This window comes from Sellimonas intestinalis, from assembly GCF_001280875.1.
Classification (GTDB): domain Bacteria; phylum Bacillota; class Clostridia; order Lachnospirales; family Lachnospiraceae; genus Sellimonas; species Sellimonas intestinalis.
Map to the genome: position 1 here is coordinate 585,012 of NZ_LGAJ01000003.1, position 12,858 is coordinate 597,869.

Annotated in this window: 13 protein-coding genes; all 13 read left to right on the forward strand. The window is 47.4% G+C overall.

Annotated elements, in window-relative coordinates:
• The first annotated feature begins 48 nt into the window (after positions 1-48).
• The 13 genes from AOA56_RS03760 (at position 49) to hisG (ending at position 12,852) form a co-directional block, all read left to right on the forward strand.
• On the forward strand, positions 49-1,488 hold the full coding sequence (locus tag AOA56_RS03760; protein ID WP_053768981.1) for an aminoacyl-histidine dipeptidase: 1,440 nt from the start codon (positions 49-51) through the stop codon (positions 1,486-1,488).
• A 28-nt stretch (positions 1,489-1,516) separates the two neighbouring features.
• Positions 1,517-2,050: a nitroreductase family protein gene (locus AOA56_RS03765; protein WP_024732588.1), complete on the forward strand. Its 534-nt coding sequence runs from the start codon at positions 1,517-1,519 to the stop codon at positions 2,048-2,050.
• Between the two features lie 239 nt (positions 2,051-2,289).
• Positions 2,290-3,111 carry a M23 family metallopeptidase gene (locus AOA56_RS03770; protein WP_082349864.1) on the forward strand — a complete coding sequence of 274 codons (822 nt, stop codon included), beginning with the start codon at positions 2,290-2,292 and terminating at the stop codon, positions 3,109-3,111.
• 113 nt (positions 3,112-3,224) lie between these two features.
• Positions 3,225-4,631: an RsmF rRNA methyltransferase first C-terminal domain-containing protein gene (locus AOA56_RS03775; protein ID WP_053768983.1), complete on the forward strand. Its 1,407-nt coding sequence runs from the start codon at positions 3,225-3,227 to the stop codon at positions 4,629-4,631.
• Entirely contained in the window at positions 4,628-5,362 is a 735-nt protein-coding gene (locus AOA56_RS03780; protein WP_242843432.1) for a pseudouridine synthase, read from the forward strand. Before AOA56_RS03775 ends, AOA56_RS03780 begins: the two co-directional genes overlap by 4 nt.
• A gap of 1 nt (position 5,363) precedes the next feature.
• Entirely contained in the window at positions 5,364-6,053 is a 690-nt protein-coding gene (locus AOA56_RS03785; protein ID WP_034594490.1) for an HAD family hydrolase, read from the forward strand.
• Entirely contained in the window at positions 6,043-7,947 is a 1,905-nt protein-coding gene (locus tag AOA56_RS03790; RefSeq protein WP_053768984.1) for a YgiQ family radical SAM protein, read from the forward strand. The genes AOA56_RS03785 and AOA56_RS03790 overlap by 11 nt, the downstream gene beginning before the upstream one ends.
• Positions 7,948-7,966: 19 nt before the next feature.
• Complete coding sequence (locus AOA56_RS03795; RefSeq protein ID WP_053768985.1) at positions 7,967-8,746, forward strand: SDR family NAD(P)-dependent oxidoreductase; 780 nt, start codon at positions 7,967-7,969, stop codon at positions 8,744-8,746.
• Positions 8,747-8,756: 10 nt separating this feature from the next.
• The gene (locus AOA56_RS03800) at positions 8,757-9,329 is read left to right on the forward strand and encodes a hypothetical protein (RefSeq protein WP_024732582.1); all 573 of its coding nucleotides are present in this window, start codon (positions 8,757-8,759) and stop codon (positions 9,327-9,329) included.
• A 9-nt stretch (positions 9,330-9,338) separates the two neighbouring features.
• Positions 9,339-10,334, forward strand: a complete 996-nt coding sequence (locus AOA56_RS03805; RefSeq protein ID WP_053768986.1) for an RluA family pseudouridine synthase — start codon at positions 9,339-9,341, stop codon at positions 10,332-10,334.
• A 3-nt stretch (positions 10,335-10,337) separates the two neighbouring features.
• Positions 10,338-10,871, forward strand: a complete 534-nt coding sequence (locus tag AOA56_RS03810; protein ID WP_024732580.1) for a Holliday junction resolvase RecU — start codon at positions 10,338-10,340, stop codon at positions 10,869-10,871.
• A gap of 83 nt (positions 10,872-10,954) precedes the next feature.
• Positions 10,955-12,217, forward strand: coding sequence for an ATP phosphoribosyltransferase regulatory subunit (hisZ, locus tag AOA56_RS03815; RefSeq protein ID WP_024732579.1), 1,263 nt, complete (start codon positions 10,955-10,957; stop codon positions 12,215-12,217).
• A complete protein-coding gene (hisG, locus tag AOA56_RS03820; RefSeq protein WP_034594488.1) occupies positions 12,214-12,852 on the forward strand; it encodes an ATP phosphoribosyltransferase in 639 nt (212 codons plus the stop codon). Before hisZ ends, hisG begins: the two co-directional genes overlap by 4 nt.
• Positions 12,853-12,858: the final 6 nt, after the last annotated feature.

A 12,858-nucleotide genomic window follows, 5' to 3' on the forward strand; every position in this document is an offset into this window, starting at 1 on the left:
TACTGTGATATAATTAGTTCAGATTTGACAAAAGAAAGGGAGAGGGCAATGGCAGTGTTGGAACAATTAGAACCAAAAAAAGTATTTCAGATTTTTGAGGAACTTTCTTCGGTGCCAAGAGGTACCTTTTATGATGAGAAAGTCAGTAACTGGTGTGTAGAATTTGCTAAAAATCGAAATTTGGAATACATACAGGATGAGGCGGGTAATGTCATCATCAAAAAACCTGGGACGCCGGGATATGAACATTCCGAACCGGTCATCATCCAGGGACATATGGACATGGTCTGTGAGAAAGAAGAAGGATCGGACCACAACTTTGAGACGGATCCGTTGGAGCTTTATATCGAGGATGGATATGTCAAGGCAAAAGGTACGACACTGGGAGGAGACGACGGGATCGCCATCGCCTATGCCTTTGCAATTTTGGACAGTGATGATATTCCGCATCCGCCTCTGGAGGTTATTATTACTACAGATGAGGAGATCGGTATGGGAGGCGCCAATGCGCTCGATCTGTCACATATTCAGGGGAATATTTTGTTGAACATCGACGGCGAAGAGGAGGGAATCATTCTTGCGGGCTGTGCGGGAGGCGTCCTGGAGACACTCACCATTCCGGTAACAAGGGAGAAAGTGAGCGGTTCTGTCATGGCAATCAAGGTCAAAGGGTTGCGCGGTGGTCATTCCGGCTCCCAGATTCATGAGCAGCGCGGCAATGCCAACAAGATTCTCGGAAGAATTCTGAATCACTTGGATCAGGGAACGGATATTCAGATTGTATCAGTAAACGGAGGATCTAAGGATAATGTCATCGCAGGATCTTCTGAAGCTGTGATTATGGCAAAGGATTTGGAAAAAGCGAAAGCCATTGTAAACGGTATGGAGGCTGATATCAAATCAGAGTTTTCTTCTGACGAGCCAAATTTCCAGGTTCCGGTTTCTGTCGCAGAAGGAACAGAACACGCTCTTTCAAAAGAAGCGACCAGGAAAGTGATCTTTGCTATGGTTGGGACTCCTTACGGTGTCCAGGGATTCAGCCGTGATCTGCCGGGTATTGTAGAGACGTCTCTGAATCTGGGAATCATCCGGACAGACGAAGAGAGCATTGCTTTGATGTATTACCTCAGGAGCAGTGTCAATTCTCAGCTTCAGGAATTAAAATCCATCTTCCAGATGTGGGCTGAGAGACTTGGGGGTTCCCATGAAGAAAGCTGTGAATATCCTGCGTGGATGTATCAAAAAGAATCGAAGATCCGGCCTTTGATGGCGGAAGCTTACAAGGAAGTGACAGGAAAGGATGCAGTGATCTCCACTGTACATGCAGGTCTGGAGTGCGGACTGCTTTCTGCGAAGAAACCAACTCTCGACTGTGTTTCTTTCGGACCGGATATTCCAGACGTTCATTCCGTAAAAGAGAGGCTGGATATCGCATCCACCGCACGGGTCTGGGAGATGATCAAAAATGTACTTGCTAAATTAAAATAACAGAGGCATCAAAGGACGGGAGGGCTTTATGGAATTAGAACAGGCAATGGAAAATAGAAGAAGCATCCGAAAATATGAGGCAAAACCTGTGGAAACAGAAAAGATACGTAAGATGATTCAGGCCGCAGGACTTGCCCCATCCTGGAAAAACTCTCAGGTCACAAGATATTATGTAGCACAGAGCGAGGAAGCAGTAGCAAAGGTAAGGGAGGCATTGCCGGAATTTAATCGGAATAATACGGAAAACGCCCCGGTTCTTATTACAACCACTATTGTAAAAGATCGTTCCGGCTACAATATGGACGGCAGTCCAACCAATGAGCTGGGAAATGGGTGGGGATATTATGACTGCGGACTCCAGAATATGAACCTGCTTTTAAAAGCAGAAGAGCTTGGACTTTCTACTCTGATTATGGGGATTCGAGATGCCGAAAAGCTGCGGGACGTGTTTCACATTCCACTGGAGGAGAGCATTGTCAGTGTGATCAGTGTCGGCTACGGTGATATTCATCCGGATATGCCAAAACGTAAAAGTGTGGAGGAAATTGCTTCCTTCTTCTAAAAATTCATGTGTGACAGGGCGGGACAGAGATGTCCCGCCTGATTTTTTACGGCTGCGACAACTCAAAGTCCATGCAGGCCTGAACTTTGGTGAACTTTCCCAATTCCGGAATGTGCCTTTGGACACTTCCGTTGTCTGATTAGGAATCATGCTTGATTACCGTCATATCCTATCTGGCTGTATCATATTAGTATTCCAAAAAGAGAAAGAACGAAATCATGGCAAGACGCGGCAGATATATGCAATTTCTTATTCTGGTTCTTCTTTTGCTCTTTGAGGGAATTGCGATTCCTAAACTCCAAAACGATGCCGCCTATTTTTCTCTCGACCCGGAACTGATCAAGGGAAATACATTCCGAAGTCACGAATTAACAACAGATCTGATCCAGGCAATGCGAAAATCCGAAGAGCCTGCGAGAATAGCCGGGGTCTATCTGCTGGAACAGCAGTTTCATCCAGGACAGGGGGATGTGTTTGGTTCTGAGGACGACCTTTTGAGAAAAACGATTCCATGGCAAAAAAGCCCTGCTTATTCTTCCTACATGGCAGCCTGCGAGAAAATCTGGTCGGACGTGCGCTATTTTCCGGTCATGTTCTGGAAAGAAAAACCGGATCTAACTGTTACATTCGAGGATTCCTGGATGTCCGAACGCACCTACGGCGGAAAACGGGGACACGAGGGAACCGACTTGATGGCATCCCAAAATGAACGAGGCATTTTCCCCATTGTCAGCATGACAGACGGCACCGTCACAAGTAAAGGATGGCTCCCGAAAGGTGGCTGGAGGCTTGGCATTACCTCGACTCATGGCGGATACTTTTACTATGCCCACCTGGATTCCTATGCAGACGTGGAGGTCGGGGACGAGGTAGAAGCAGGCGACCTGATTGGCTATATGGGGGACAGTGGTTATGGTAAGGAGGGGACGACCGGGCAATTCCCGGTTCATCTTCACCTTGGAATCTATCTGGAGGAACCAGAAGAGGAGATCAGTATCAATCCTTACTGGATTTTAAAATATGCGGAAGGATCGCAACTTTTTGTAACGAACCCGGCATAAAGATCTGGGCTGTATAGCTGAATAGTTACTATTTTTCTACAGAAAAACGACTAAGAGCATGGAGAAATTGCCGGAGGTATGATATACTGACTTTGTATGCGAAAGGAGAAAGTATGGAATTACCAAAAGCATTTGAAGAGAAAATGAAGGCCCTTCTGGGGGATGAATTTGATTCATATACGGCTTGTTATAAAGAGCCTCGTTATTACGGGCTCCGCGTCAATACGGCTAAAATCAGCGTAGAGGAGTTTGTACGGATTTGTCCGTTTGCAATCACCCCGGTTCCGTGGATTGAAAATGGTTTCTATTATGATGGAGAACAAGAAAGTCCGGCGAGACACCCGTACTACTTTGCGGGACTATACTATTTGCAGGAGCCAAGCGCCATGACCCCGGCAAACCGCCTGGAGATCCATCCGGGGGACCGGGTATTGGATGTCTGTGCCGCTCCGGGTGGCAAAGCGACTGAACTTGGGGCAAAGCTTCACGGGGAAGGCGTACTGATTGCGAATGATATCAGCAGTTCCAGGGCCAAAGGACTTCTGAAAAATCTGGAACTCTTTGGAATCGGCAATATGCTCGTCTTAAGCGAGGAACCTGGAAAGCTCAGCGAGTATTTTCCGGAGTATTTTGATAAGATTCTGATCGACGCTCCTTGTTCCGGGGAGGGGATGTTCCGGAAAGATAAAAAGATGGTAAAAGCGTGGGAAGAGCATGGGCCGGAATTTTTCTCCCGCTTGCAGCGCAGTATTCTGACCCAGGCCGCCGCCATGTTGCGGCCTGGAGGAATGCTTTTATACTCCACCTGTACCTTTGATCCCCTGGAAAATGAGGGGAGCATTTCCTGGCTGTTAGAGCAGTGCCCGGAGTTTGATCTTGTGGATATCCGCCCATACGAGGGATTTCGTGAGGGCGTACCAGAATATGCTTCTGTAAGAAAAGAAGAATTTTCAAAGACCGTACGCATTTTCCCACACCACATGAAAGGAGAGGGGCATTACCTTGCTCTTCTGTTAAAAAAAGAGGACAAAGAGAATCTTCCAAGGAAAGAGCTAAAACAGGAACGGACGAAAAGTGGCTGTTCCTATGAGAAACTTCCGGAAGATCTGAGAGCATTTTTAAAGAAAGTTCATCGGTCATTTGATGTTTCCCGGTTTGATATCCGTAAAGACCGGGTGTACTATATGCCGGATGGGCTTCCGAACTTATCCGGCGTGCGTTTCCTGAGAAGCGGCCTTCTGATCGGGGAACTCAAAAAAGGCAGATTCGAGCCAAGTCAGGCCTTTGCCATGAATCTGAAAAAGGGAGAGTATGAGCATATTCTGGATTTCCCGGTATCGGATGAACGAGTCATCCGGTACTTAAAAGGGGAGACTCTGCTCGTAGATGACCTGGCAGGATCGAAAGAAAAAGGCTGGTATCTCGTCTGTGTGGACGGATATCCGCTCGGGTTCGGGAAGTTGTCTCAGGGCACATTGAAAAACAAATACCTTCCGGGATGGAGATGGCAGTCAGTATGATGCGCCTTGATAAACTACTCACTGAGATGGGAGAGGGTACCCGTCAAGAAGTAAAAAAACTCATCCGAAAAGGCCAGGTGAGTGTCAATGGTACGATTGTGAAAATACCGGATCAGAAAGTAAATGAACAGACAGCCACGATCCGCTGTCAGGGAAGAAATGTTTGCTACGAGCCTGTTGTTTATTATATGATGCACAAGCCCGCAGGCGTTGTCTCAGCCACAGAAGACAAAAAAGAAAAGACTGTTCTGGATCTTTTAGAACGACCGGTCCGTACCGGCGTCTTTCCGGTGGGACGGCTTGACAAGGACACGGAGGGGCTTCTCCTTTTGACAAACGACGGAGAGCTTTCCCATCGTCTCCTCTCGCCAAAGAAGCACGTGGACAAAACTTATGAGGCAGTCATTGACGGAATTGTAGGCGACGAGGATGTCATACTTTTTTCCCGGGGCGTTGATATCGGGGATGATACCCTGACTCTCCCCGCAGTTCTGAAAATTCTTGAAGTGGACCGGGAGAAGCTTCGCTCAGAAATCGCCATCACCATTCAGGAGGGACGGTATCACCAGATCAAACGCATGTTTCAGGCTGTCGGAAAGGAAGTCCGTTATCTGAAACGCATCCGGATGGGAAGCCTGATCCTGGACCCGCAACTGAAAAAGGGAGAGGTGCGCCGACTGACGGAAGAAGAGATTGCCCGCTTAAAGGGCAGTTCAGATAAAGGAGATTAACATGAAAAAAACAATCACCGAAGAGACAAAAGCGGTCATTTTTGACATGGACGGGACACTGATCGACTCTATGTGGATATGGCCGGATATCGACGATTACTATATCAGGAAATATCACCTGACGCTTCCGGAGGATTTCCACCGGGCGATTGAAGGAAAATCCTACCATGAGACGGCACGGTATTTCCGGGACACCTTTGATATGGAGCTGACAACAGAAGAGATCATGGAAGAGTGGACTTCCCTTGCTTATCAGCGATATACGCAAGAGGTAACACTAAAGCCGGGGGCAGAGGAGTTTTTACGTTATGGAAAGGAGCGGGGGATTCTTTTTGGTATCGCTACCAGCAACGGACGGACCCTTGCGGAGGCAGCTCTAAAGGCGCTCCGGATCGAGGAGTACTTTACTTCTGTCCGGACATCCGGTGAAGTCGAGGCCGGAAAACCAAAGCCGGACATCTATTTGAAAGTAGCCGAAGATATGCAGGTACAGCCAGAGCATTGTCTTGTATTTGAGGATGTGCCAATGGGGATTCTCGCAGGGAAACGGGCGGGGATGAAAGTGTGCGCTGTCTACGATGAATTTTCCCGGCTGCTGGATCTTGAAAAGAAACAACTGGCTGACTACTATGTCCGGGATTTCCGGGACGTAATGTCGCAGATCAAAGAGAGGGGTACCGATGGAGAATAAATTTTTACCGGTCACCAGAGCAGAGATGGAAGAGCGGGGATGGGACCAGGTGGATTTCGTCTACATCAGCGGAGACGCTTATGTCGATCATCCGTCCTTTGGACATGCCATCATCACAAGACTTCTGGAGGCCCATGGATACCGGGTAGGAATGATTTCACAGCCGGACTGGAAAGACAAAGAAAGTATCACTGTATTCGGAGAACCAAGGCTTGCTTTTCTTGTATCAGCAGGAAATATGGATTCTATGGTAAACCATTACAGCGTTTCAAAAAAACGCAGAAGCAAAGACTCATACACTCCGGGCGGTGTAATGGGGAAGCGGCCGGACTATGCCTGTGTCGTCTACGGCAATCTGATCCGTCAGACATATAAAAAGACCCCGGTGATTTTAGGAGGGATTGAGGCCAGTCTCAGGAGACTTGCCCATTATGACTATTGGTCAGATCATCTCAAGCGGTCCGTGCTTCTGGATTCCGGCGCCGATCTGATTTCCTATGGGATGGGAGAACGATCCATTGTGGAGATAGCCGATGCCTTACAGTCAGGAATACGGGTGGAGGATCTGACCTATCTGGATGGAACGGTTTGTAAGGTCAGAGACCGGGAGATGATTTACGATGGAGTGGAACTTCCGGCTTTTACAGAACTTCAGAAGGATAAACTTTCCTATGCGAAAAGTTTTTATACCCAGTACTGCAACACAGATCCGTTCACCGCAAAACGTCTGATTGAGCCATACTCGAATCATTTATTTGTTGTTCAAAATCCTCCCGCAAAGCCTCTCTCCCAAACGGAAATGGATGATGTATATGCTCTTCCTTATATGCGTACTTACCATCCAATGTACGAAAAAGATGGAGGAATCCCTGCCATCTCGGAAGTCAAATTCAGTCTTATCAGTAACCGTGGATGCTTTGGGGCGTGCAGCTTTTGCGCTTTGACATTCCACCAGGGAAGAATCATTCAGACACGAAGCCATGAATCTCTTATAGAAGAAGCAAAGAAACTGACTGAAGAGCCGGATTTCAAAGGCTATATTCACGACGTAGGAGGTCCGACGGCCAACTTCCGGCATCCGGCCTGCGAAAAGCAGCTCACCCATGGAGCATGTAAGCACCGGCAGTGCCTTTTCCCAAAACCATGCGGCAATCTGAAAGTGGATCACCGGGACTATTTAAAACTGCTCCGAAGTTTGCGGGAGCTTCCAAAAGTGAAGAAAGTGTTTATCCGATCCGGTATTCGTTTTGACTATGTCATGGCAGATCAGGACGACACCTTTTTAAGGGAGCTTTGCCAGTATCATGTCAGCGGACAGTTAAAGGTTGCACCCGAACACATTGCAGATCCGGTACTTCAGATGATGGGGAAACCGGAAAATGCCGTATACCGGGCATTTACGAAAAAATATGAGAGGATCAACGAGCAGATCGGTAAGAAACAGTATCTCGTCCCGTATCTGATGTCCTCACATCCAGGCTCTACCCTTAAAGAAGCAGTAGCGCTTGCAGAATACCTGCGGGATCTTGGCTACATGCCGGAGCAGGTGCAGGATTTCTATCCGACGCCGTCTACCATTTCCACCTGCATGTATTACACTGGTGTGGATCCTCGAACGATGAAGCCGGTGTACGTACCAAAATCACCACATGAAAAGGCGATGCAGCGAGCTCTCATTCAGTACCGAAATCCCAAAAACTATGAGCTTGTGATAGAGGCTCTCAGGAAAACAGGACGGGAGGATCTGATTGGATTTGGAAAGCATTGTCTGATCCGGCCAAGACAGACAAAGGAAGACCGGTATTTTGCGAAAAAGAGGCAGCAAGGGAAGGGATCTGCCCTGCCGAAAAAAAAGAAAACGATACGAAATACACATAAAAAGAAAAAACACTGAGAATGAGGGAGGGATGGATATGAGAATAGCGATTGTGACAGGAGCTTCCTCCGGGATCGGAAGAGAGTTCGTCAACCAAATTCCCGGATTTTATAAACACCTGGATGAGATCTGGGTGACTGCCAGAAGAGGAGAACGCTTAGAAGAAGTCAAACAGGAAGTGGAGGGGCGTACCGGTGTCTATGTGAGGATCTTTGCGGGAGATCTGGAGAAAGATCTGGTCTACAAACAGATTTTAAACCGATTGGAAAATCAAAGCCCGGATATACGGATGCTCGTCAATGCTGCCGGATTCGGAAAGATCGGATCCTCCGCTCATATTGCAAAAGAGGACGCGGCTGTGCAGCTTCGGATGATTGATGTCAACTGCCGTTCCCTTACCCGGATGACGTTTCTTGTGCTCCCGTACATGAGTAAAGGAAGCCGGATCCTCAATATTTCCAGCGGAGCAAGCTTTTGTCCACAGCCTGGATTTACTGTCTATGCGGCAACAAAAGCCTACGTTACCAGTTTTTCCAGAGGGCTTTATGAGGAAATGAAAGAGGAAGGCATCGTCGTGACAGCAGTCTGTCCGGGTCCGGTGGATACCGAGTTCTTTGACGTCTCTGGAACCACTCACAGCAAGATAAAGGAATCGGTGATGGTCCCTGCCTGCGATGTGGTTAGAACCGCGCTTCTGGACTCCCGGATGAAAAAACCGCTTTCTGTCCACGGAGCGTTGATGAAAGGAGCCCGCATTGCAGGAAAGCTCGTTCCGGAAGAGATTCTTTTCTCAGCCATGGATAAATGGATACGATAAAGGAGCAACTATGAAGATTACAAAAGGAATGTCAGGTTATATCCGCAGCCAGAAGAAAAAACGAATCTTGATTACGATCCTGCTGTTTGGAATCAGTATCGCAGTCTTTCTTGCCGGATACCTGACGACGCACACAAGGAACAATCTCCTGACGATTGTGGCGATTTTGGGATGCCTGCCTGCCGCCAGATCCGCTGTAAGTATGATCTTACTGCTGCCGTATCGTTCCCTGGAAGAAGAAAAGGTAAAGGCTGTCAGGGAGGCAGCACCGGGAAATGTCCTGATCTTCGACCTGGTTCTTACCAGCTCAGAAAAGATCATGGCGGTGGATGCTCTTCTTGTTTCCAAACATCTGCTTTGTGGATATGTCGCTCAGACAAAAGCACCTGTTTCGGAAATAGAAGCGTACCTTGCAAAAATCCTGCGGGATAATCACTATGAAAAGGTGACGGTAAAACTCTTTTCCGACTATGACGCTTTTTATAAGCGGGTTGGAGAAATCGGCTCCCAACCGGAGCGTGCAAAAGAGGAGCAACGTCCGGCAAAAGACATGTGCAGGCTGATTTTAACAGCCGTGGTATAGGAGAAGCAGATGCAGACGATCAACATAGAAAAAAACGACGCAGGCCAGAGGGCGGACAAATTTTTGACCAAGTATTTACCTTTGGCGCCTAAAAGCTTTCTGTATAAGATGATGCGAAAGAAAAACATCACACTCAATAAAAAGAAAATGACCGGCAAAGAACATCTTGCTCTGGGCGACCAGATTCAGATGTTCCTCTCTGAAGAAACCATTGGAAAGTTTTCAAAAATGCATACACCAAAGCTTATGCAGACCGACACAAACATACCATCGAGCAAGGTATCCGTGATTTATGAAGATGAGGACGTGCTTTTTCTTGATAAACCATGTGGGATGCTTTCGCAAAAAGCAAAAGCAACAGATTTTTCCCTTGTTGAATGGCTGACCGGCTACCTTCTAAAGACCCAGGCGATTACTCAGGAAGAGCTTCTGCGTTTTCATCCATCCATCTGTAACCGTCTGGATCGGAATACGAGCGGAATCGTTACAGCCGGAAAAAGTCTGAAAGGCTTGCAGGTACTCAGCACAATGATTCAGAACCGCTCGGTGCGGAAATATTACCGTACGATTGTCTGTGGGCAGATGAAAGAATCGGTTCGGGCAAAGGGGTATCTGAAAAAGGACGAAAACCAGAATAAGGTGACGGTTTTTTCCGACAGACAGGAGGGCAGTGTCCCGATTGAGACAGAATATGTACCGATTCAGACAGGAACGGATTTTACGCTTCTGGAAGTTCATTTGATTACCGGGCGGACCCATCAGATCCGTGCCCATCTGGCATCTCTTGGTCATCCGGTCCTGGGCGACTATAAATATGGAAAGCGTTCCGCAAACGACCGGGCAAAGAAAGAATTCGGACTGACTCATCAGCTCTTACATGCTTACCGGATGGAATTTCCAGAGGAGGTTCCAGACCTGCCGAGCCTTTCAGGACGGGTCATCCTTGCAAAAGTGCCACGGCAGTTTGCGAAGATCCTTCATCAGTACTTGGAAAAGGAGCAGTAAAGGATGGGAACATGGACATCAAGAGGGCTGCGGGGATCTGCCCTGGAGGACTACATCAATCATACAAATGAACAGTATCGAAACAGAGGGCTTGCCTTGATCCAGAAAATCCCTACTCCCATCACACCGGTAAAGATCGACAAGGAACAAAGGCACATTACTTTGGCCTATTTCGACCAGCGAAGCACAGTGGACTATATCGGAGCTGTACAGGGCATTCCGGTCTGCTTTGATGCAAAGGAATGTGCTGCGGATACCTTTCCTCTACAAAATGTCCACCGGCACCAGGTGGATTTCATGGAGGAATTTGAGCGTCAAAGCGGAATTGCTTTTTTACTTATCCTCTATACCGGGAGGAATCAGCTATACTATATGCGTTTCCGGGAGTTAAAGAAATTCTGGGAGCGCATGACAGGAGGCGGGCGTAAAAGTATCCGCTTTGAGGAACTGGATCCGGGGTTTTTCTTTTCTTTGAAAAATGGATGCTTTGTTCCGTATCTGGAAGAAATCCAGAAAGATCTTGACAAAAGAGAGTAAGATTTTTATAATAAGCGTTGTACTTTTAATTTAGCATAGTAGCACGGTAAAGTGAGAGAAAAAACAGAAAGAGTGGAGAAAAGATGAAACAAAAGATTTTACACACACCGGAAGGGGTGCGGGATATTTACAAAGTAGAATGTCGCAAGAAGCTGGCGCTTCAGGAAAAGCTTCATCATGTGCTGCACCTTTACGGATATCACGATATTCAGACGCCGACTTTTGAATACTTCGATGTGTTCCGTAAGGAGATCGGCAGTATTTCGGTCAAGGAATTATATAAGTTTTTTGACCGGGAAGGAAATATTCTCTCCCTTCGTCCGGATATCACACCATCTGTCGCCAGGGCGGCCTCCGCTCTGTATGAAATTGAAGAACTGCCGCTTCGGCTTTGCTATATAGGAAATACATTTATCAATTATTCCAGTTATCAAGGGAGACTTCGGGAGAATACTCAGCTTGGCGCTGAGTTTATCGGATTGGATTCCAAAGATGTAGATGCGGAGATGCTGGCCATGGTAGTAGACTGCCTGCGGCAGTCCGGTCTTGAGAATTTTCAGATCAGCGTAGGTAACGTGGGATTTTTAAACAGCCTGTTAAAAGAGGCGAAGCTTCCTCCGGAATGTGAAGAATATCTAAGGGAGCTCATTTCCAACCGCAATTATTACGGAGTCACAGAGTTGTTGGACGAGGCAGGTGTGCGTCCAGAAATAAAAGAGCTCTTCGGTCATCTGCAGGAACTGGTCGGTGGACCGGAAGTCCTTGAGAAAGCGATGGAAATTGCGCCAAACGAGCTTTCCAAGCGCACCATCAAGCGTCTGCGTGACACATACGAGATTCTAAAAGCGTACACTGTACAGAAATATATCACTTTTGACCTCAGTATGAGCGGTACCTATGGATACTATACCGGGGTCATATTCCGAGCTTACACCTTCGGCACCGGAGACGCTATTGTAAAAGGCGGACGCTACAACCATCTGATGGAGAAATTCGGAAAGCGTGCCCCGTCCATTGGATTTGCCGTCATCATTGACGAGCTGATGAATTCCCTTGCAAGGCAGCATGTCCAGATTTCTTATGAGGAGAATAATGTCATCATTGTTTATGCGGATTCCCAGCGCAGGCAGGCAGTCAGTCTCGCAAAAGAATTCCGGGCAAGGAAGAACAGCACAGAGCTTTTCTGCAAAAAAGCAAAGGAAACACTGGATGATTATATCCAGTACGGAAAGAAAAATCAGGCGGAAACGCTGCTTTACCTTCAGGAAGACGGGGAGATCGAGATGATCAATCTGAAGACAGGGGAGCGCAAGGCGTCCGGGAAAAAGGAGGAGCCAACGACATGAGATATCTGACATTTGCCCTCTGTAAGGGGCGGCTTGCTAAACAGACGCTTGAGCTTTTGGAAAAACTCGGCATCACCTGTGAAGAGATGAAGGACAAAGCCTCACGGAAGCTGATCTTTGTAAATGAAGACTTAAAGCTTCGATTCTTTCTTGCGAAAGGTCCGGATGTACCGACATACGTAGAGTACGGCGCCGCTGATATCGGCGTAGTAGGGAAGGATATCATTCTGGAGGAAGACCGAAAAGTCCACGAGGTACTGGATTTGAAATTCGGAACATGTAACATGTGCGTATGCGGGCCAGAAAGCGCAAAAGAGCTGTTAGGACGTCGGGAGATCATCCGGGCAGCTACCAAATATCCGCGTATCGCAAAAGACTATTTTCTTGGACGGAAACATCAGACTGTGGAGATCATCAAGCTCAATGGCTCGATTGAACTTGCTCCAATTGTGGGGCTTTCCGAGGTGATCGTCGATATTGTGGAAACTGGAACGACGCTGAAAGAGAACGGACTTTGTGTCCTTGATAAGGTTTGTCCGCTTTCTGCCAGAATGATCGTCAACCCGGTCAGCATGAGAATGGAAAATGACAAAATCCGGGAGCTGATTACCGGATTGAAAGAAATATTACAGTAAAGGCAG